At 40.5% G+C, this 21,349-nt stretch carries 18 protein-coding genes; 16 read left to right on the top strand and 2 right to left on the bottom strand.

Translation table 11 applies throughout. The features are described from left to right. Window positions 1–33 precede the first annotated feature (33 nt). The 8 genes from yycF to rlmH all read left to right on the top strand — a co-directional run bounded on the left by yycF (window position 34) and on the right by rlmH (window position 7,639). A complete protein-coding gene (yycF, locus tag ACI35L_RS04410; RefSeq protein ID WP_049672668.1) occupies window positions 34–744 on the top strand; it encodes a response regulator YycF in 711 nt (236 codons plus the stop codon). 5 nt (window positions 745–749) lie between these two features. Then, complete coding sequence (walK, locus tag ACI35L_RS04415; protein ID WP_439802310.1) at window positions 750–2,573, top strand: cell wall metabolism sensor histidine kinase WalK; 1,824 nt, start codon at window positions 750–752, stop codon at window positions 2,571–2,573. Next, the gene (locus ACI35L_RS04420; RefSeq protein ID WP_049672670.1) at window positions 2,570–3,889 is read left to right on the top strand and encodes a YycH family regulatory protein; all 1,320 of its coding nucleotides are present in this window, start codon (window positions 2,570–2,572) and stop codon (window positions 3,887–3,889) included. Before walK ends, ACI35L_RS04420 begins: the two co-directional genes overlap by 4 nt. Next, on the top strand, window positions 3,876–4,664 hold the full coding sequence (locus ACI35L_RS04425) for a two-component system regulatory protein YycI (RefSeq protein WP_049672671.1): 789 nt from the start codon (window positions 3,876–3,878) through the stop codon (window positions 4,662–4,664). Before ACI35L_RS04420 ends, ACI35L_RS04425 begins: the two co-directional genes overlap by 14 nt. A 5-nt stretch (window positions 4,665–4,669) precedes the next feature. Beyond that, window positions 4,670–5,464, top strand: a complete 795-nt coding sequence (locus ACI35L_RS04430; protein ID WP_049672672.1) for an MBL fold metallo-hydrolase — start codon at window positions 4,670–4,672, stop codon at window positions 5,462–5,464. 161 nt (window positions 5,465–5,625) lie between these two features. Beyond that, window positions 5,626–6,822, top strand: coding sequence for a S1C family serine protease (locus ACI35L_RS04435; protein WP_439802311.1), 1,197 nt, complete (start codon window positions 5,626–5,628; stop codon window positions 6,820–6,822). A 71-nt stretch (window positions 6,823–6,893) separates the two neighbouring features. Continuing rightward, the gene (locus tag ACI35L_RS04440; protein ID WP_439802312.1) at window positions 6,894–7,103 is read left to right on the top strand and encodes a CxxH/CxxC protein; all 210 of its coding nucleotides are present in this window, start codon (window positions 6,894–6,896) and stop codon (window positions 7,101–7,103) included. Between the two features lie 56 nt (window positions 7,104–7,159). Beyond that, window positions 7,160–7,639, top strand: coding sequence for a 23S rRNA (pseudouridine(1915)-N(3))-methyltransferase RlmH (gene rlmH, locus ACI35L_RS04445; protein ID WP_049672675.1), 480 nt, complete (start codon window positions 7,160–7,162; stop codon window positions 7,637–7,639). A gap of 149 nt (window positions 7,640–7,788) precedes the next feature. Here rlmH and ACI35L_RS04450 read toward each other — a convergent pair whose 3' ends face one another. Further along, window positions 7,789–9,189, bottom strand: coding sequence for a glycosyltransferase family 4 protein (locus ACI35L_RS04450; RefSeq protein WP_439802313.1), 1,401 nt, complete (start codon window positions 9,187–9,189; stop codon window positions 7,789–7,791). Beyond that, window positions 9,186–10,259: a CotS family spore coat protein gene (locus ACI35L_RS04455; protein WP_439802321.1), complete on the bottom strand. Its 1,074-nt coding sequence runs from the start codon at window positions 10,257–10,259 to the stop codon at window positions 9,186–9,188. The genes ACI35L_RS04450 and ACI35L_RS04455 overlap by 4 nt, the downstream gene beginning before the upstream one ends. Window positions 10,260–11,496: 1,237 nt before the next feature. Here ACI35L_RS04455 and ACI35L_RS04460 point away from each other — a divergent pair. From ACI35L_RS04460 to ACI35L_RS04495, 8 genes are all read left to right on the top strand, one after another. Beyond that, complete coding sequence (locus ACI35L_RS04460; protein ID WP_049672677.1) at window positions 11,497–12,861, top strand: MFS transporter; 1,365 nt, start codon at window positions 11,497–11,499, stop codon at window positions 12,859–12,861. A gap of 295 nt (window positions 12,862–13,156) precedes the next feature. After that, window positions 13,157–13,873, top strand: a complete 717-nt coding sequence (locus tag ACI35L_RS04465) for a GntR family transcriptional regulator (RefSeq protein ID WP_439802314.1) — start codon at window positions 13,157–13,159, stop codon at window positions 13,871–13,873. A gap of 523 nt (window positions 13,874–14,396) precedes the next feature. Then, window positions 14,397–15,038: a bifunctional 2-keto-4-hydroxyglutarate aldolase/2-keto-3-deoxy-6-phosphogluconate aldolase gene (locus ACI35L_RS04470; RefSeq protein ID WP_082197290.1), complete on the top strand. Its 642-nt coding sequence runs from the start codon at window positions 14,397–14,399 to the stop codon at window positions 15,036–15,038. Window positions 15,039–15,111: 73 nt separating this feature from the next. Further along, complete coding sequence (gene uxaC / locus ACI35L_RS04475) at window positions 15,112–16,530, top strand: glucuronate isomerase (RefSeq protein ID WP_156185675.1); 1,419 nt, start codon at window positions 15,112–15,114, stop codon at window positions 16,528–16,530. A gap of 20 nt (window positions 16,531–16,550) precedes the next feature. Further along, window positions 16,551–17,597: a mannonate dehydratase gene (gene uxuA, locus ACI35L_RS04480; RefSeq protein ID WP_439802315.1), complete on the top strand. Its 1,047-nt coding sequence runs from the start codon at window positions 16,551–16,553 to the stop codon at window positions 17,595–17,597. Between the two features lie 31 nt (window positions 17,598–17,628). Next, entirely contained in the window at window positions 17,629–18,483 is an 855-nt protein-coding gene (locus ACI35L_RS04485; RefSeq protein WP_049672681.1) for an SDR family oxidoreductase, read from the top strand. Window positions 18,484–18,594: 111 nt separating this feature from the next. After that, window positions 18,595–19,437, top strand: coding sequence for an HAD family hydrolase (locus ACI35L_RS04490; protein ID WP_439802316.1), 843 nt, complete (start codon window positions 18,595–18,597; stop codon window positions 19,435–19,437). Between the two features lie 3 nt (window positions 19,438–19,440). Continuing rightward, window positions 19,441–21,204, top strand: coding sequence for a glycoside hydrolase family 3 protein (locus tag ACI35L_RS04495; RefSeq protein WP_231589564.1), 1,764 nt, complete (start codon window positions 19,441–19,443; stop codon window positions 21,202–21,204). Window positions 21,205–21,349 lie beyond the last annotated feature (145 nt).

Consider the following 21,349-nt stretch of genomic DNA (forward strand, 5'->3'; position numbering starts at 1 on the left):
TAGATTTATAAGCTAGGTAAAGGAGTCGCTGTAATGGATAAGAAAATTTTAGTCGTTGATGATGAGAAACCAATTGCTGACATACTCCAGTTTAATTTAAAGAAGGAAGGGTTTGAGGTGTATTGTGCTTATGATGGCAATGATGCAATCAAGCTCGTTGAAGAGATACAACCTGATTTGATTTTACTTGATATTATGCTCCCACAGCAGGATGGAATGGAAGTGTGCCGGGAGGTAAGAAAGAAATACGATATGCCAATCATCATGCTGACCGCGAAGGATTCTGAAATCGATAAAGTGCTCGGTCTTGAGCTTGGAGCAGATGACTATGTGACAAAGCCTTTCAGTACGCGTGAGTTGATTGCGCGTGTTAAGGCAAATCTTCGCCGACAGAAGCATGCGGCAACCCAGCAGGATGAGCAGGAGGAAACGAACGAAATCACTGTCGGCAATCTGGTTATTCACCCAGATTCCTATATGGTATCGAAAAGAGGGGAGACAATCGAACTCACTCATCGTGAATTCGAGCTGCTTTTCTATTTAGCGAAGCATATTGGACAAGTTATGACACGGGAGCATCTTCTGCAAACAGTATGGGGCTATGATTACTACGGAGATGTAAGAACAGTCGACGTTACAGTTAGACGTCTAAGGGAGAAGATAGAGGATAATCCGAGCCATCCGGCATGGATTGTTACGAGAAGAGGAGTTGGCTATTATCTCCGTCACCCAGAACAGGAGTAACTCTTATGAAAAAAGTCGGCTTTTTTAAATCGATTTACTTTAAATTCGTATTAATCTATTTGCTTCTAATCTTTGTAGCGATGCAGATTATTGGTGTTTATTTTGCCCAGCGCCTGGAGCAGCAGTTATTAGACAGCTTCAAGAGCTCTATTCAAGAGCGGGTTACGATTTTGAAATATAGTCTTGAGAAGGAGATCACCGAAACGCGTAAGGTCGGTGATCCGACTTTGATGGAGGATATTGAAACCACCATTGGGGATTATGATTCTGATGATATTTTGGAGATTCGTGTCATGGACCAAGATTACAAGGTCATCGGCTCCTCTGCTGAGAATCAGGATATTGTCGGAACTCGTTTTAACGATAAGATGGTCATGACGGCCTTTAATCAGGGGACGGCTCAGAAGGATATTCGGATAGATGCGGGTACTGCCGAACGAATTCTCCTATGGTCTGAGCCGCTCATGACAGAGGATGATGTTGTCATTGGCAATCTGTACTTAATAACGAAGATTGAGAATGTCTACGAGGAGCTTGAACAAATCAACACGATTATGGCAAAGGCCACAATTATCTCCCTGGCTGTAACAGCTATATTGGGTGTTTTGCTAGCTCAGACGATTACCAAGCCAATCTCGGACATGAGAAGGCAAACAATGGCGATGTCACGCGGAAACTATTCTCGAAAAGTAAAAGTCTATAGTGATGATGAGATTGGGCAGCTGGCTGTGGCCTTCAACAACTTGACGAAGAAGCTTCAGGATGCTCAAGCCACAACAGAGGCAGAGAAGCGGAAGCTATCATCTGTTCTAACCAATATGACAGATGGGGTGCTGACGACTGACAGGCGAGGACGTGTCATTTTAATTAATGATACGGCTCTTTCCATGCTGAAGGTTTCACGTGAAACATCTTTATCGAAGCCAGTGACAGAAGTATTAGGATTAGAAGATTCCTATACATTTAATCAGCTATTGAATGAAAAGGAATCGATTATTTTAGATCACAGCTCTGATAAAAAGCTGTTATATTTAAGAGCAAACTTCTCCATTATTCAGCGTGAAACAGGCTTTGTGAATGGATTGATTGTCGTTCTGCATGATATTACAGAACAGGAAAAGATTGATGAGGAACGCAGAGAATTCGTAGCCAATGTATCCCATGAGCTGCGAACGCCATTGACGACAATGCGAAGCTATCTTGAGGCATTGGCAGAAGGTGCGATGCATGATGAGGAGCTTGCACCGAAATTCTTGAATACAGCTCAGACAGAAACAGAACGGATGATTCGTTTGGTGAATGACCTTCTTCAATTGTCTAAGCTCGATAGCACAGATTATCAATTATCGACAACGTGGGTAGACTTTGGCCGATACTTCCATCGTGTGATTGACCGTTTTGAAATGACAAAATCTAGGGATGTGACCTTCAAGCGTCTTATTCCTGATGAATCAATTGGTGTGGAGATTGATGAAGACAAAATAACGCAGGTACTTGATAATATCATTTCCAATGCCTTAAAGTATTCCCCAGAGGGCGGACAGGTTACCTTTAAGCTTCAGGTCATTGGACCAAATATTGAAGTCAGCGTCCGCGATGAGGGAATGGGAATTCCAAAAGAGAATGTCTCACGAATTTTTGAGCGATTCTACCGTGTCGACAAAGCACGCTCACGGAAGATGGGCGGCACCGGCTTAGGTCTTGCTATCGCAAAAGAAATGATTGAAGCACATAAGGGGCAAATATGGGCATCAAGCGAGGAAGGAAAAGGGACAACCGTCTTCTTTACGCTTCCATATGAACCTTTACAAGAGGATGATTGGGAATGAGCTGGGAAGGATTAAAAAATATTTTATTGTTCTCCTTAATTGTAATCAGCGGATTGCTTACTTGGTCATATTGGTTCTATCAGCCGACTTATGAGATTGACAGCTCTCAATATGTCCAGACGAAAATTACGAGCAATGGCAATATGGAGCCTGATGAGGTCGTGCAGCCGGTCAAGGTACTGTACCATACCCGAGGCTCCTATTACGGAACCTATTCGGATGAACTGGTGCCGGAAATGATTGATTCCATCAAACGGTTTAGTCTCTTTAATTTCCAGAACCAATCTGAGAAATATGATGTGAAATCTATAAAGGAATTAATGGAGCAGGATGGGGCGATTGAAGTCATATTCAATGATCATGTGCCTTTATCCTTCTATAAAAAGTATTTGAAGATTGAAGATAGCAGCGTGCCAGATATTAACTTTGACCGAATTGTGGTCTTTACGGAGAACATCGGTGATAGTAATCATGCGGTTTATTTCATTTCAGAGGATGAAGAGACAGTAGTGACAGCAGCTCTTGAACCTGAGGTGCTTGAGCAGTTTGCTTCTTCCTATGCAAAGACAGAGAATTATGTAAGGTATGAGAAGATTGCCATTACCGATCAACAATCTGTTATTGTGCCAGCTGGCAGGCAAAAGGTAACAGGATACAGCTATTTAACCAAATTTGTATCCGCAACAAGTTTCATGAAGGCCTTATTCTCTGTTCCTGATACAGTGAAACAGGAAGGCGATTTTTATACAGATGGATCAAGCCTCCTGAAGGCAAACTCCAAAACCATGATGATTGAGTATAAGAACCTTGCTGTGGGTGCAAAGGAAGAGAAAAATACAGATACTCATATCCTCCAAAGAAGTATTGATTGGATTAACACCCATGCAGGCTGGGATCAACGATATCGTTATGCTGCATTGGATGAGAGAAATAGAGATATCCTCTATCGCCTCTATATATCCGGCCTGCCTGTATTTAATGACACAGGTATCTCAGAATATGATGTTGAATGGGGCACGGAGAATGTGAAGGTGTATGAGCGTCCATATGTGTATCTCGGTGATAAGGCTCTGACACAAAGTGAGAATACTTTGCCAGCAGCGGAGGATGCGCTCGCCGTCTTTAAAGAAAGCATGAGCAAGCAATATAATCCAGATAAGCTCACCGACATGACGATCGGGTATATGATGACGATTGATGAGAGTACTGGCACAGATATTATCGTCTTAAAACCGACATGGTATTTCTATTACGACCAGTCCTGGGTAACGATAACGGATAAGACTAAGGGAGGCATCTTGGATGGATTGGAATAAAACAAAGAGTCTATTCATTATTGTCTTCCTCATTCTAGATATTTTTCTTCTTTATCAGTTCATTGATTTCAAGGCAGCCAAGCTTGAAATCAATAAAGAAACAACCCTTGAGGAAAAGCTGAAGGATGCTGGTATAGTGTACTCATCCATGCCAAGCGGGTCTGTTACTGAGAAAACGATTAGTGCAAAGGCAAAGGTATTCACAGAAAGTGATATCCGAGGTCTCAAGAATCAAGATGCTGTTCTTGGTGACGAACACACAATTCTTTCCCAACTCGAGAAACCGATAGCAATTGGAACAGGCGAGGGGAAATATTACGAACTGCAAACATTCATGGAGAAAAATATAACAGCTGGTGATTCTTATAAGTTTTGGCGCAAGGAAGGCCAATCCATTATTTATAATCAAGTTTATAATGGGCGGATGCTTTTTAATAATCAGAACGCCCAGATCGTCTTTCAATTGAATGAGAAAGATCAAGTAGTGAGTTATGAGCAGACCATGCTCGATAATATCGAGGAATTTAACGATAATCAAGCCATCGACCCAGCTGTGAAAGCATTGGGAAGCTTGCTGACGAATGGATATTTAACGAATGGCAGCAAAGTCACAGATCCTGAGCTTGGGTATTACACGCTGATTGAAGTGACGGAGTCTGAAATCTTGGTGCTTGTGCCAACCTGGCATTTCAAGGTGAATGGACAGGAGGATTATTTCGTTAAAGGAACCGATAGTGAAGTATTGAATACAGAAGAAGAGAATTTAACGGAGTGAGGAATATGTCAATGCAATTCAGCGTTCTCGCCAGCGGGAGCACGGGAAATTCTCTTTATGTAGAATGCGGGGGGAATTCCTTTCTCGTCGATGCCGGCTTGAGCGGCAAGAAAATGGTAGAGTTATTAGGAAAGATTAATAAAAAGCCTGAGGATCTCTCAGGCATTTTCGTGACCCATGAACATAGCGACCATATTAAGGGCCTTGGTATCATGGCTCGAAAATATCAATTACCGATTTATGCGAATGCGAATACGTGGAAGGCAATGGAGGGCTTGATTGGGGAAATTCCAACTGAGCAGAAGTTCGAATTTGGGATGGAGACCGTGAAGACATTCGGTGAGCTGGATGTAGAATCGTTCGGTGTTTCCCATGATGCAGCTGAGCCGATGTTCTATGTCTTCCATCATGGAGATAAGAAGCTTGTAACGATTACAGACACAGGTTATGTGAGCGACAGGATGAAAGGAATCATCCATAATGCAGATATGTATATATTTGAGAGCAATCATGATGTAGGCATGCTGCGGATGGGTCGGTATCCGTGGAGCGTTAAGCGCCGAATTCTAAGCGATGTAGGCCATGTGTGCAATGAAGATGCAGCAATTGCCATGAGTGAGGTCGCAGGTGATCGGACAAAGCGGTTTTATCTGGCCCATTTAAGCAAAGATAATAATATGAAGGACCTTGCCCAAATGTCTGTTGCCCAAACGCTAGAGACAAAGGGGATTCGTGTCGGAGAGCAATTTAGCTTATATGATACTGATCCTAACGAGCCAACTGAATTAATTGAGCTATAACAGAGAGAGTATCTCTGTTATTTTTTTGACCGCACATAATCTTCCATTCAGCAGGGAAAAGAATAAGCGAAAGAGTTGAAACAGTAATTTACGGTTTATATTATGGAAATAAACAAATAATAGAAGGTAAATTGAGTTCAAGCTGAAAGGAATGTGTGTGGATGGGCTATTATGATCAAGATGATAACCAGTTCAGGCGGCAGAAAAGCCAAGGGAAGGGCGGATATTTCGTATCAGGTCTCATTGGTTCGATTATTGGGGCCTTGCTTGTCCTCTTCTTAAGCGGCAATCTTACTGGCGGAAATGGACAGAACAATCCTGGTTCCATAAACCAAAATAACGGAACATCCAGTCTGACGCAAAATCTCTCAGTGGATGTGACCACAGATGTTACAAAGGCGGTCGAAAAAGCAGCTGATGCAGTTATTGGCATAACGAATATTCAAGGCTCTAGTTTCTTTAATGAGGAGACGGAAGCAGGAACAGGCTCCGGTGTTATTTATAAAAAGGAAAATGGAAAAGCCTTCATTGTGACCAATAATCATGTCGTTGAAGGAGCAAGCACGCTTGAGGTGACATTGACAGATGGAACAAAGACAGAGGCAAAGCTGCTAGGCAGCGATGTATGGACCGACTTGGCCGTCATTCAGATTGACGACAAAGGGGTCGATACCGTTGCACAGTTCGGAAATTCTGATAAACTAAAGTCTGGCGAGCCCGTTATTGCGATTGGAAATCCGCTTGGGCTGAACTTTTCTGGATCGGTGACCCAAGGAATTATTTCTGGCTTAAATCGAACAATCCCTATTGATGTCAATTCAGACGGGATTGAGGATTGGAACGCAGAGGTCATTCAAACAGATGCGGCTATTAATCCTGGTAACAGTGGAGGAGCGCTTGTTAATATCAACGGCCAGGTGATTGGCATAAACTCAATGAAAATTGCTGAATCCTCTGTTGAGGGTATAGGTTTGTCAATCCCCATCAATTATGCCATTCCAATCATCGAGGACCTTGAAGCCCATGGAAAGGTGAAACGGGCTTATATGGGGACATCTTTACGGTCATTGAGCGAAGTGACAAGCTATCAACAGGATGCAACATTGAATCTACCGTCTAAGATAACGGAAGGGGTAGTCATAGCAAGTGTCGAGCCAGGTTCACCAGCTGAGAAAGCTGGATTGAAGGAATATGATGTCATTGTTGAGCTGGATGGTGATGCAATACCAGATGTACCATCCTTAAGAAAACACTTATATGCTGAGAAGAAGATTGGTGATACGATGAAGGTGAAGTATTACCGTAACGGCAAGGTTCAAACAACGGAAATGACGTTGGCGGAAGCTGACTTACAATAATAGTTGACGGAAGCAGGGGACTGTAGACGGTGCCCTGCTTTCCCTATTGAAAAAAGAATGGAGAGATTGAAATGAAAATTTATTGCTGTGCAGAGCATGTGGAAGTAGGACTCGATAATATCGTGGATGAGGCAGAAGTACCTCCATTTATCAACAACCTTTCTGATGAAGAAGGAGGAAAAGTTACTCACAATTCGGGCGAATTCACCTGTGAATACTGTGGAAAACCAGCTGTATATGTTGTGGCGAACGAACATTCGGACACAATATGTGGACGGTAACTGTGTATATGTGGATAACATTTGTGGATAAGTTGTTTGTAAAGTGAGGATGAACTGTGAATATCTCGATTGTAACGGTAGGTAAATTGAAGGAGAAATACTTGAAACAAGGAATAGAGGAATACACGAAGAGACTATCGGCCTATGCCAAAATTGATATCATTGAAATACCCGATGAAAAAGCTCCTGAAACCTTAAGCGAACAAGAAATGCTTCAGGTGAAAGGAAAAGAAGGGGAGAGAATCCTTGCTAAAGTTCCAGATGATGCCCATGTTATCGCCCTTGCCATTGAAGGGAAAATGAAATCATCTGAGGAACTTGCTGACACACTCGACAAGCTCGCTACATACGGCAAAAGCAAAATCGTCTTCGTTATCGGCGGCTCTCTTGGCTTGAGTAAGGATGTCATGAAGCGGGCAAATGATACCCTGTCATTTTCAAAAATGACGTTCCCGCATCAGTTGATGAGATTGATTTTAGTGGAACAGGTGTACCGGGCGTTTCGGATTAATCGAGGAGAACCCTATCATAAATAGATGAGGTTTTAATAAAAAAGGCTGAAGAATAGACTTGAATATTGGCATCTCAGCCAATGATCAACCTGAACTTTTAGGCGGTATTTTATGAATCTATTGCCTAAAAGTTCAGGTTTTTTAGATGTTGCTGCACCGATTGATTAATAGCATTAGTCAGTTTTTTTACGTTTCTTATCTTTTTTACCCTTTAGTTTGCGGCTCTTAGATTCTTTATTCTTATCTTTCTTTTTTGTCTTTACTTTGTTGTGTTTATCTTTCTTGTGTTTCTCCTTTGTATGTTTACCTTTTTTATCTTTATCTTTGTCTTGTTTTTTCTTCTTCTTTTTCTTCTTTTCATCACTCGGTTCATCTGGTGGAGTAATATTTTGAAGGCTTTCGTCTTCTGGCAGCAGTGCAGGAAGAGGCGTCTGCAGCGTACGCTCCCAAACCTCCATAATGTCATGTGCGACTCTAGGCCAGTTATAATGGCTTATAGCGAGTTCTCTTCCTCTTTTCCCCATGCTTTGCATTAATGATTTATTTGACAATATTTCAGAAATCTTTTCTGCAAAGTTTGCTGGGTCCTCTGGATCTTCGATTACAAAGCCATTTTTCCCTGGAATAATGACCTCTGCGTTTCCTCCTCTTGCCGTTGTTATAATAGGAAGGCCGGAAGCCATTGCTTCATAATGAACGCGTGCGAGTGGTTCTTGCCAAATAGAGGTACAGACGAATATATCGGCAGCCGCAAACCAATTTTGGATATCAGCTGATGATACAAAGCCTGTTGTGACAACAGGAACGGTTTGTTGTTTTGCTAAAGATCGAATATAGGCTACATAATCGGTTATTTTGTTCTGGCTAAACCAGTTTCCTCCTACGATAACCAAGGCTAGGTTTTTGTGTTTTTTTGAAAGCAGGGGTAATGCTCGAATTAGCCGATCTACTCCTTTGTTTGCGGAAAGTCTTCCTGCAAATAGGATGATATTTTTATCTTCTAAACCATGTTCTTTACGAAGCCGATTTCGAATAGATTCCATTTTAGAATGATTGCCGGGTAAAAACCGTTCAGAATCAACACCTGAATAAATAGTGCGGATTTTTGAGGATGCTTCGGGATAGAGGCTGCGGATGACATTCCCTACATAGTCGCTGATTGTTACGATCATAGAGACTTCTTCTATTGCTGCATGAGCTTCATTCGGTTCAATTTTATCAAGATTAAACATATCATTGTGCATGCTAAGGATAATTTTCGAGTGAGGTGCAACGCTTCGAATCGGCATAACAAGGCGAGGGCGATTAAAAACGTGAATGATGTCAAAAGAGTTGGAGGCTAAAAATTGAACGATTCCTTGTTGATAGAGCGGCAATAATTTCCCTGGTACTCGGACATATTTAATGCCATCCTTGACTTCTTCATTAGGAAGCGATGGGTCTGTTATTCCTAAAACAGTAATATTATATGACTTTGCTAGGTGTGGAAGGCTTCCGGAAATATACGTTTGAATGGCCCCTCCAAGGACAGGCGGTACAGGAAGTTTTTCAGTAGCTATCATTAAAATTTTCATGATGACTGATTCCTCCAATCAGCTTTAATTTCCTCTAATGCCGGCCATTTGGATTGGTCAGTATCAACAATTGTTCTAATTAATTGAGAGGTTGTTTCATCTAAAAATATTTCTGGCTCATATAGTAACTCTTTGACATTTTTATAAAATTCACTAGGAAGTGACAAATCAATTAGTAAGATGTCATATAGCTCTGTACTGATTGGATTTGCCTCGTGATAAGCTTGAATCATTTCACGCATCCACGTTACATCCCATCTAAATAAATCTGCCATGGTTCCTGTTATCAATTTCCTTAAGTCACGTATGGGAAGATCATATGCTACACCATCAAGGTCAATAATCCACATTCCATTCTGTCCCATTTGACCATTTGACCAGCCGTAATCCTGATGAACCAGACCCCAATTTGTATTACCGAGTTTTACTAGTTCCAAGTATTTTGACTGATTTAATGCTTCGATACTATTCTTTGCTTGTTCTTCAAATAAATCGATAACATTTAATAGCTCCTGACTAGCAGGCATTGAACTATACGCTATAGCTACATTTCGGAACCAATCCATTTTCCTGAGGATTTTTTGGTAGCTTTTTGGCCACTTATACAATCTTGAGGCAATTTCTGCCCCAGCAGGGGGGACATACCCTTGACTTAACCGGTGAAATTCACCGAGCGCATAGCAAAGCTGTTTTGCGCCTTCTAAGTCTTTTGTTACTGGCATTAATGGTTCAATCCATTCTGCAACAAACCATAACTTATCTCCGGCCTGAACATAATCTTCACCCGATTTGGTTGTGATAATTCCCGGTACCCTTGCATTTTTTATGTCTACCAAATACCTTTGGGCACCAAGACTAAACATGCTTCTTGTAGGTCTTCGATGGAGAAGCTTAAAACTTTTAGGTCCATCATCGGTCTCCAACTTCCATATGGCACCGCCCTTATCAGGCTTTGTTGTGACCACCTGCATGCTATTAACTTTTAAATCGTACTGTTTAAGAACCTCTAGTCCCATATCATGGATATAATCAGGTACATAAAATTCATCATGAGTAGATAATTCGTCCATTTCCCACGGTACAATAATTTGATGCTCCAATGTATCACTTCTCCTTTTCCATGCAAATTATACCTTTACAGATCATGAAAAAAAGGCAATTTGAAAAATAGCAACCTCATTTAAATAAGCTGCAGATACTGTTTATTAATATGCTTAAGGGACAAGAATGGACAGTCCATAAGCGGATTAAACTGGTAACTTAAGGGAAAATGATTGGAAATCAAATACGTTTTTAAATAAAGCGTTTGGTCCGATATAAGAACAAAATACTTTAGATTTATTTGATTGGCTTTGGAGAACGGTTCATAAGTAAGTGAATTTCGATAATGTTGGGGATTTTTCTTGAATGAGTGAACATCAAAAATGCCAAAACTGTGTCATCTGGTTAAAGAAGATGGAAAACCGCAGGATAGAAATGAACTTAGATAAAAGTTCTATGTATGAATAAGCATAGTCTTCCTATACAGAAGGAGATTGGGGAAAACCAGTCCTCTTTATTTTCTATATTGATAACTGTGTAGGATATTTGTGAAAATGCAATCGTTGTACGATTAAGAGAGATTTCCAATTAAGCCTTGCTCTAGCATCGTGGATATTCTTCGCAAATTAATCATCTATTTCAATGAATCCTTGTATGGTAGGGCATAAAACGGCCAGATCCTTTATATGAATTCTTTGCATGTAACTTGCTAACTATGACAATTCATCTTTTGGATAGGAGAGAGGATCCGCTCTTTTTATTACCTTCCTCATAACACGATTAAGCAACTACTGGAGCACTTAAAATTATTATTTACTGAAAACTTTTAAATATTTCCGATTTGTTGTAAGCGTTTCCTTGTGGTTTTATAATCTTTATATCCGATAGACATTTTCTATCATAAACCCGACAAAATTCTATGGTAATTAATTCCTTGCGTTGAGTAGAATAAAAAAATTAATAATATCTAAATCTTTCTTATCCCTTGCCATATAAGGGTTTGAACGCAATTATCAACAGGGGTAAACCCTGTGTGAAAACGATTTCGAGAAAGTGTTGCATATTGGATTGTGGCATGCTAGTATACTAGTATATCGAAGCTAAGAGGAGGTTAGTAATCAAATCTAGTAAAACGAGGATAAATTTTTTTTAGTTTTATTGCTCAATATTTCACAAAGTCAAAAAGACTATCTATTTGATTACATTTCATTTGCGAATAAAAACCAACTTGATAGTGGAGATTATAAAAATTAGAGGTGAAACATAATGAGACAATTCGGTCTTAGAGACAAAATGGGCTATTTGTTCGGGGATTTTGGAAACGATTTCTTCTTCATGCTCGTGGCAAGTTATTTGATGGTATTCTATACGGATGTTTATCATCTTAATCCTTTGGCAGTCGGCGGATTGTTCGCGATTGCACGATTATGGGATGCATTTGCTGATGTGGCTTGGGGTCGTTTTATTGACACAAGAAAAGCTGGAGTTCATGGTAAATTTAGACCGTGGATCTTTAGAATGTCCTTTCCGTTAGTCATCACAGGTGTATTAATGTTTGTTTATATTCCAGGGATGTCTAATGGATTCTATCTAGCATATGCCTATGTAAGTTATATTTTATGGGGAACATTATACAGTACTGTAAATATTCCTTATGGCTCAATGGCTTCTGTTATGACAGCTGATCCTGTAGAGCGTACTGCTTTATCTTCTTGGAGAACAGTGGGATCACAAATGGCAGGACTAGTCATTAACGTTTTAGGGCCAATCATTTTGTTTGTTGATAACGAAGCATCAGCAAACCGCTTCTTATTAGCTGCTGTTATTTTCGGTATTTTAGCGATTGCTTGTTACATGGGATGTTATCATTTAACAGTAGAACGTGTTACTCTTGCTGATAAAGATGATCAGCCTAAAGTGAAAACAAGTGAGACAATAAAAGGTATCATTAAAAACAAACCTTTACTTTGGTTCCTTGTCGCTTCATTAACATTCATGGTTATTATCATGTTTATCGGAGCGGTAAATGTTTACTTATTTAAAGATTACTTTGGAAATACGAAAGGCCTAAGTATTGTTGGGTTCTTACAATCCGCAGCCGTGTTTGCAATGGCGCCATTCATCCTTAAGCTGGTTAAGAAATTCGGTAAAAAAGAAGTGGCATCTTTTGGTGTATTAGTTGGTGCTGCTGCCTATGCTCTTTTATATGTATTCTCAGACTTAAGTATGACATCATTCATTGCTATCTTAACAGTTGCAATGCTTGGTTACGGTACATTTAACCTTGTTATTTGGGCATTCGTTACAGATGTTATCGATTACCACGAATATTTAACAGGTTTACGTGAAGATGGAACAATTTATTCGATCTATTCAATGGCTCGTAAAATTGGACAAGCTGTTGCAGGTGGTCTTGGCGGTGCAGCGATTGCAGCTGTCGGCTACAACGCAGAATTAACAGTACAAACAACAGGAACTCTAAATGGAATTCATATGTTGGCAACATTAGTACCTGCAATTGTACTTGGGCTCGTGTTCTTAGTCCTAATGTTCCTTTATCCGTTAAATAAAAAACGTTCAGAACAATTGGCAGTAGATTTAGCTGAAAACAGAAAGAAACAAACGGCTTAATTATATACGAATCATATCGAAAAAGATTATTAACTGACTCAGAGACAAAATCTCTTTTTAAGGCATATTTTATGAAAAGGGATTTTGTCTCATTTTTATTCGTATATAGGTATATTCAAAAGAATTTTACGATAATATTGGGTGTAATATTCAGGTAGTATTAGCTGTCGATTTTGCTGGCAATATGAAATCGTTGTCCTATTGTATTCGATCTTTTTGACATTTTATTGAACCATGGCAGATTGCCGTGATATGATGAAAGAATACATGATCGATAATAGAGGGAGTGAGCACAATGGTGAAAGTGTCGCCAAAGCTTCCGGGAGAGAATAATAAAGATTATGCCTATAGGGTGATAAAGGATTCTATTATGTCTTTAGAGTTAGAGCCTGGACAGGCAATAAGTGAAGTTGAGCTAGCAGAGGCCTTAAGCTTATCTCGTACTCCAGTTCGAGAAGTTCTAGCTAAATTACGCGAAGAGCACTTGATTGAAGTGATTCCGCAAGTGGGTACATATATATCCAAAATAAACCTTCAGCTCATTAAGGAAGCTTCTTTCATGAGATATATTTTGGAAAAAGAGGTACTTAAACTGGCTTGCGAATCTTTTCCAGATATAGCATTGTATGATTTGAAGAAAAATGTAGCTCTTCAAAAAGGCTTGCTTGGACAAAGTGGTAAAGAAGCCGATTTCCATATGCTTGATAAAGAGTTTCACCGTATCATTTTTAAGGCAAATAAGAAGGAACATATCTGGGAAGCCATTACGAGAATAAGTACTCACTATAACCGCATGAGGCTTTTATCGGAAATTGAGCATAATTTTAGTGAGGCTATTAAGCAGCATGAAACCATCATTGATATTCTTGAACATAAAAGATGTGACCAAGTAGAGGATGTTGTGAATCTTCATATTATTGAAGCTACTAGGCTTTGGGATGATCTATATAAAGAGGGAAGCCCTTATATCCATTACTTTGATTCTATTGAAGGTGAGTCCGCAACTTCGTAGGATAATGGCAAAAAGATACGGATTTATTATATGTAACAAATAAAAAACACCTATCATTTCAACTCGATTTTGGCATAGCCGAATTGAAATGATAGGTGTTTTTTGCATGGGCGAATGAGAAGTAAGGCATTTCACTTAGCAGAACCTAATCTGCATTTAGGATGATATTGAGCCCTAAATAGCTAATCCCCGATGGCAATTTGGTTTATTTATTCAGGATAACCAATATATCGCTGAGATACAAGCATAGGGGAATTTAAGAGAGAAAAACCCTATACTATACGCACTTTTTTTACTTGAAATGCCAGTAAGCACATGCTAGTATACAAGTATACAAGGCGATGCTTCTTATAAAGCCGAATAGTTAAGGATTCATTCTCTTTTTAAAAACGAGGCATTAGTAAAGAATAGTGTCGATAACGAAATGAGCCAATTTTGGAAGAAGCAGCGCATTTCAAAGGAATTGTTTGCAACTGGTGATGGACGATTCCTCACCAAAGAAATGGAAGAGGTGGATGTTATGTTGCAAAAACATCAAATTTTAAGCGATATACATGACGGCTATTTAGTAGCGGTTATCCGCGGAAAAAATAAAGAAGATGCAGTAGAAATATCAAAACAGGCATTCCAAGGCGGTATTCGATCTCTAGAAATCACCTTCTCAACCCCTGGTGCAGAGGATGCCATTGCTGAGCTAGTACAAATGGGGAACCCTAATATGGTTGTTGGAGCAGGAACTGTCCTTGATGGGGAAACAGCCCGTATCGCGATTATGAAAGGTGCGCGTTACATTGTAAGCCCTCACTTTAACAGCGATATTGCCGAAGTATGCAACCGCTATGCGATTCCATATCTACCTGGATGCGGGTCTGTAACAGAGATCATGCAGGCGCTGGAATCCGGCGTAGATGTTGTGAAGCTATTCCCAGGAAGCTTGATGGGACCAGGATTCTTAAAGGATGTGAAGGGTCCGATTCCTCATGTTGAGCTTATGCCATCAGGCGGTGTCAGCATTGACAACCTTGATCAATGGGTCAATAACGGCGCATTTGCAGTCGGTATCGGAAGTGCTCTGACAAAAGGGGTTAAAGACGGTGATTACAGCTCCGTTCAAGAAGTTGCACGTCAATTCGTTAACAAGCTGGCTTCTGTAAAAGCTGAATAATAAGGTTCGGCTGCATCGCTTAGAACGGCGGGGCGGCCAGCCTAGTTGAATGCCAATAGAGGAGGGATTCTGTTTGACTTCGTTTATTCATGAAAACTTTATGTTAAACAATGAAACAGCCGTCCGGTTGTATCACACATATGCAAAAGATATGCCAATCTATGATTATCATTGCCATCTATCCCCAAAGGATATCGCGGAGAATCGTAAATTCAATAATATTACCGAGCTATGGCTTGAAGGCGATCATTACAAATGGAGAGCCATGCGAGCGCACGGGGTTGGTGAAGAATATATCACAGGCGATGCGGATCCAAAGGAGAAATTTGCTGCTTGGGCGAAAACGGTCCCTCATACAATTGGGAATGCCTTGTATCATTGGACTCATATTGAGCTGAAGAAATACTTTGGTATTGAAGAGCTATTGAATGAGCATACATGGGAAGACATATGGAATCGTTGCAATGAATTGCTGCAGCAGGATGAATATTCTGTACAAGCTCTTATCAAACGGTCAAATGTTAAAGTAATCGGGACAACAGATGAACCGACTGATGACTTGAAATATCATCAGCAAATCGCTGAGCTTCCTGATTTTCCGGTGAAGGTATTGCCATCCTTCCGACCTGATAAAGGGTTAGAGATCAATAAGGCAACATTCGTTCCTTTTGTAGAAACACTTGAGAAGGTAACTGGAAAATCATTAGAAACGTATGAGGCCTTTGAGCAGGCATTACTAGAGAGAGTTCAATACTTCCATGAAAGCGGTTGTCGAGTATCAGACCATGGGGTGTCTGAGATTCCATACGCTGAGTTTGAAGAAAGTGAACTGAACGGTATTTATGAAGCGGGGCGCAGCGGTAAAGCTGTAAGCCTGGAAGATGAGAATAAATTTAAAACAGCCCTATTAATGAGTTTGGCAAAGGCCTACAAAGAGCGCGGTTGGGCTATGCAAATCCACTTTGGGGCAATCCGGAACAACAATACAAAAATGTTCCGCAAGCTTGGACCTGATGCAGGCTTTGATTCCATCAGCGACCAAGGGGAAGTGGCAGCACCATTAAATGCCCTTCTCGATGCGATGGAGCTGAATGATTCCTTGCCTAGAACGATTCTATATAACTTGAACCCAATTTATAACGAATTGATTGGGACTACGATTCAAAACTTCCAAGTCAATGAGGAAGGAATCGCAGGCAGAATTCAATTCGGTTCTGGATGGTGGTTCAATGACACAAAACCAGGCATGATCCGCCAATTAACGGCGCTTGCTGACCAAGGGCTATTAAGCCACTTCGTCGGAATGCTGACAGATTCACGCAGCTTTATCTCTTACAGCAGACATGAATACTTCCGCCGAATTCTATGTAACCTAGTTGGTCAATGGGTGGAAGCAGGGGAAATTCCAAATGATCAAGAAATGCTGAAAAACCTAATAGAAGGCATTTGTTATAACAACGCGAGAAACTACTTCGTAATCGAAGTAGTTTGACCTAGAGGAGGAACTTAATTATGGAAATGAGTTTTCGTTGGTATGGAAAGACAGATACAATTCCGCTTGAATATATTCGCCAAATTCCAGGCATGAAGGGAATTGTAACAGCTATTTATGATATCCCGGTTGGTGAAGCTTGGCCGATGGATAAAATTGAAGAATTGAAAAAGACTGTAGAAGATGCTGGTATGCACATTTCAGTTATCGAAAGTGTGCCTGTTCATGAAGATATTAAAATTGGATTGCCAACTCGTGATAAATATATTGAAAACTACAAAACAACTTTACGTAATCTTGGAAAAGCTGGTATCCCTGTTGTGTGCTACAACTTCATGCCAATCTTTGACTGGACACGTACAGACTTAGAATACCGTCTTCCAGATGGTTCTACAGCTCTTATCTTCGAAGAAGAAGTAGCGAAGAAAATGGATCCATTAACAGGTGAACTTTCTTTACCAGGCTGGGATTCTAGCTATAAGAAAGAAGACCTTCAACAATTATTCGATCACTACAAAAACGTGGATCATGAAAAACTTTGGGAAAACCTTGAGTACTTCATTAAAGAAATCATCCCAGTTGCAGAAGAAGCTGGCGTGAAAATGGCCATCCACCCGGATGATCCTCCATTCGATATCTTTGGATTACCACGTATCATCACAAACAAAGAAAACTTGGAAAGATTCGTTAACCTATATGACAGCCCTTATAACGGCTTGACAATGTGCAGCGGTTCCCTTGGTTCACATCCTGAGAACGATTTCCCTGAAATGCTTCGTTACTTCGGTAAAAAAGACCGCGTAAACTTTGTACATGCTCGTAACGTTAAATTAACTGGCGGAATGTCATTTGAAGAAAGTGCTCACCCATCTGAGTACGGTTCCGTTGATATGTATGAAGTGATTAAAGCGATGGCAGACTTCAATTACACAGGCCCAATCCGTCCTGACCACGGAAGAATGATCTGGGGCGAAACAGGAAAACCAGGCTACGGCTTATATGATCGTGCACTAGGTGCAACATACTTACATGGTCTATGGGAAGCAGAACAAAAAAACAGAAAATAATTGATGCGTTATATTAAAGGAGGATACGGACATGGCAGTTCCATTCAAAATGGATTTAACAGGTAAAGTTGCAGCTGTAACTGGCGGCGGCGGTGTATTAGGTTCTTATTTCGCAAAAGCTTTGGCAGAATGCGGAGCAAAAGTAGCGGTTATGGACCTTATGCAAGAAGCAGCAGATAAGGTTGCTGCTGAAATTAATGCGGCTGGCGGAACAGCAATCGGTGTTGCTGCTAACGTATTAGATAAGGAAGCTCTTGAAGCTGCAAGAGAAATCGTGAATAAAGAACTTGGAACAGTGGATATTCTTGTCAACAATGCTGGCGGAAACAATCCAAAAGGTACAACAGATGATGAGTTCTACAATGCAGAAGCTGTAAAGAACAATCCAGAAATGAAAACATTCTTTGATTTAGACCCTAAAGGAGTTAGCTTCGTATTCGACCTTAACTTCTTAGGTACTCTTCTTCCTTCTCAAGTCTTCGCACAAGATATGATCGGGAAAAAAGGTGCAAACATCATTAACATCTCTTCTATGAATGCTTACACACCTTTAACAAAAATCCCTGCATACAGCGGAGCGAAAGCAGCAATCAGTAACTTCACACAATGGTGTGCAACTTACTTTGCGAAAGCTGGCATTCGTGTTAATGCGATTGCACCAGGATTCCTTGTTACAAAACAAAATGAAAAATTATTGTTCAATGAAGATGGCACTCCATCTGCTAGAGCAGGAAAAATTCTTAACAGCACTCCAATGGAACGCTTCGGTGAGCCAGAAGAATTAGTTGGCGGATTGTTATACCTAGCGAGTGAAGAGGCAGCAAGCTTCGTAACTGGCGTCGTTATTCCAATCGATGGCGGATTCTCTTCTTACTCTGGCGTTTAATCTAATCAGATTCTTATGCTGAATGAAAGGTTGTTAATCTAATTTATTGGATTAGCAACCTTTATTTTCAAATGGCAAAAAACAAACCCAATGATAAAGAGGTTTTTATTCATGAAAGATACGATTCAAGAATTTCAAAAGACGAAAAACTTTTTAGTTTGTGTTGACTCTGATGGCTGTGCCATGGATACGATGGGGGTAAAACACGAGGAAGCTTTTGGGCCACGCGCAGTTGACGTTTGGGAGCTTCATTCTATTAAAGATCACTTCCTTAAAGTATGGAATGATATCAATCTTTACACAAGAACAAGAGGAATTAACCGCTTTAAAGGGGTTGTCGCTACATTTGAAGCGTTAGAAAAAGAAGGTATTGAAATGCCTGATATCTCTTCCTTTAAAAAGTGGACTGAAACAACAAATGAGCTTTCTAATCCTTCACTTGAAAGAGCCATTGCTGAAACGAATGATGAGCAATTAAAGAAGGCTTTAGAATGGAGCCATGCGGTTAACCGTACCATTGAGGAAGAACTCGCAGGTAATGATAAACCTGTTGAAGGCGCTAAAGCTGGATTGGAAACGGCTAATAATGTGGCAGACGTAGCGATTGTTTCATCAGCTAACGGCGCAGCTGTACTTGATGAATGGACAAGACATGAACTTTCTGTACATGTTGATGTCATGCTTGGTCAAGAGGCTGGTACGAAAGCCTATTGCATCGAGCAATTGAAGAAATTCGGCTATGAGAATACACATGTATTGATGATTGGAGATGCTCCTGGAGACTTATCTGCTGCAGAAGTAAATGACGTTCTTTATTACCCGATTCTTGTTGGGAAAGAGAAGTTCTCATGGGATCGTTTCAGAGATGAAGCATTAGCAAAATTCCTAGATGGAAGCTTTGCGGGTGATTATCAGCAGCAGCTGATCAAGGAATTTAACGATAACTTGAAGTAAGGTTTGGAGGAAATACGGATGATTCAAAAGATTGCTAAAAACATTCCGATGCCCAAAGTTGATTTAAAGGCAAAGCCTTATAATCTTTCTGATGAAGATATCAAATGGGTGAAAGATACGATTGCTGGAATGACTGTCGAAGAGAAAATCGGCCAGTTATTCATTAACTTGTTCTTCTTCGGAGATGATAAATTCAGCGGAAATGAGTTCACCAACAAAGAACTTCTTGAAAAGTATCATATTGGTGGAGCTCGTTACATGGGCGCTACATCTGATAAAGTACAAGCGCTTATCAACGACCTGCAAAAGGATTCCAAAATTCCATTGCTCGTAGCGGCGAACTGTGATGCTGGCGGTAATGGTGCGGTTAACGACGGCACTTATGTGGCATCTGCTGCTATGTGTGAAGCTTCCGGTGATGAACAAGTATCTTTTGACGCGGGTTATGTCAGCGGACGTGAAGCGCATGCAGTCGGTGTTAACTGGAACTTTGACCCATGTGTTGATATTTTGAAAAACTGGAGAAATACCATCGTTAACACGCGTGCATATGGTACAAATGCTGAAACCGTAATTAAGCACACAAATTCATACATTAAAGGGCTGACAGAAAGCAATGTAGGAGTATGCATCAAGCACTGGCCTGGCGATGGTACAGAGGAACGCGACCAGCACTTAGTTATGGGCGTGAATGAACTATCTGTTGATGAATGGGAAAAATCCTTTGGTGAAGTATACCGCAACCATATTGAAAATGGGGTACATTCCATCATGGCCGGTCATATCGCTTTACCGGAATATCAAAAAGCATTGGTGCCTGAGCTAGAAGACCGTGATATTCTACCAGCTACATTAGCACCCGAATTAATCAATGGCCTCCTAAAAGGCAAATTAGGCTTCAACGGCTTGGTACTGACAGATGCTTCTCACATGCTTGGAATGACGGCAGCTATGAGACGTGAAGAATATGTACCGCAATCCATTGCAGCCGGCTGTGATATGTTCTTGTTCTTCAATGATATTGATGAAGACTATAACTTCATGTTGAATGGTTACAAAAACGGCATCATCACAGAAGAACGTCTTCAAGATGCTTTAGAAAGAATCTTGGGCTTCAAAGCGACACTTGGCTTGCACAAAGCACAACAAGACGGTTCGATCTTCCGTGATGAAGAAGATTTAAAAGTTATTGGCTGTGAGGACCATATTGAACGTGCTAAACAAGCAGCTGACAAAGGAATTACGCTTGTTAAAAACACATTGGATCAGCTGCCAATTCGCCCAGAAACACATAAACGTATTCGTCTGTATTTCTTAGAAGGAGAAAAGGGCGGCATTTATGAAGGCGATGACAAAACGCTTACCTATATTGTGAAAGAGCTAGAAAGCAGAGGCTTTGAAGTAACCGTTAACGAAGGTAACACGCGTATTAAAGGCGCTACATTGAAATATCGTGAAGAAGTAGATGCAGCCCTAGTATTCGCTAATGTGGTTGGTTATGGTGCAGAAAATAACTACCGCATCAGATGGAAAGCAGCTATGGCGAACGAAATCCCTTGGTATGTACATGAAGTGCCAACTGTTTTCGTATCACTTAACTTTACAACACACTTAACCGATGTCCCTATGGTTAAAGCCTATATCAACGCATATAAAGATACAGACATCACGATTAAAGCGGTTATCGACAAAATTATGGGTGAATCCGACTTCAAAGGAACACCAAATGAAAACGTCTGGTGCAATAAGTGGGATACTAGACTATAAAATGATATTTAAGCAGGCGGAGAAACCAACTTGATTGGTGGACCGCCTGCTTTTTTTTAGTTGATAGGAATTCGATGGCTAGCAGGCTTTAAGAGTGAAAAGCAGCTTTACCAATATAAAGGGCTGACCTGAAGCCATCATAAAC

Origin of the sequence: Pradoshia sp. (assembly GCF_051873915.1) — a bacterium.
Lineage (GTDB): Bacteria > Bacillota > Bacilli > Bacillales > Pradoshiaceae > Pradoshia.

Bases quoted from the DNA above. Each gene is read 5' to 3' on its own strand.
- ACI35L_RS04460 (WP_049672677.1), top strand. From the start codon at position 11,497: ATGAGACAATTCGGTCTTAGAGACAAAATGGGCTATTTGTTCGGGGAT.
- ACI35L_RS04435 (WP_439802311.1), top strand. From the start codon at position 5,626: ATGGGCTATTATGATCAAGATGATAACCAGTTCAGGCGGCAGAAAAGC.
- uxuA (WP_439802315.1), top strand. From the start codon at position 16,551: ATGGAAATGAGTTTTCGTTGGTATGGAAAGACAGATACAATTCCGCTT.
- walK (WP_439802310.1), top strand. From the start codon at position 750: ATGAAAAAAGTCGGCTTTTTTAAATCGATTTACTTTAAATTCGTATTA.
- ACI35L_RS04450 (WP_439802313.1), bottom strand. From the start codon at position 9,189: ATGAAAATTTTAATGATAGCTACTGAAAAACTTCCTGTACCGCCTGTC.
- ACI35L_RS04455 (WP_439802321.1), bottom strand. From the start codon at position 10,259: ATGGACGAATTATCTACTCATGATGAATTTTATGTACCTGATTATATC.
- ACI35L_RS04485 (WP_049672681.1), top strand. From the start codon at position 17,629: ATGGCAGTTCCATTCAAAATGGATTTAACAGGTAAAGTTGCAGCTGTA.
- ACI35L_RS04425 (WP_049672671.1), top strand. From the start codon at position 3,876: ATGGATTGGAATAAAACAAAGAGTCTATTCATTATTGTCTTCCTCATT.
- ACI35L_RS04440 (WP_439802312.1), top strand. From the start codon at position 6,894: ATGAAAATTTATTGCTGTGCAGAGCATGTGGAAGTAGGACTCGATAAT.
- ACI35L_RS04430 (WP_049672672.1), top strand. From the start codon at position 4,670: ATGTCAATGCAATTCAGCGTTCTCGCCAGCGGGAGCACGGGAAATTCT.
- ACI35L_RS04465 (WP_439802314.1), top strand. From the start codon at position 13,157: ATGGTGAAAGTGTCGCCAAAGCTTCCGGGAGAGAATAATAAAGATTAT.
- ACI35L_RS04490 (WP_439802316.1), top strand. From the start codon at position 18,595: ATGAAAGATACGATTCAAGAATTTCAAAAGACGAAAAACTTTTTAGTT.
- ACI35L_RS04420 (WP_049672670.1), top strand. From the start codon at position 2,570: ATGAGCTGGGAAGGATTAAAAAATATTTTATTGTTCTCCTTAATTGTA.
- yycF (WP_049672668.1), top strand. From the start codon at position 34: ATGGATAAGAAAATTTTAGTCGTTGATGATGAGAAACCAATTGCTGAC.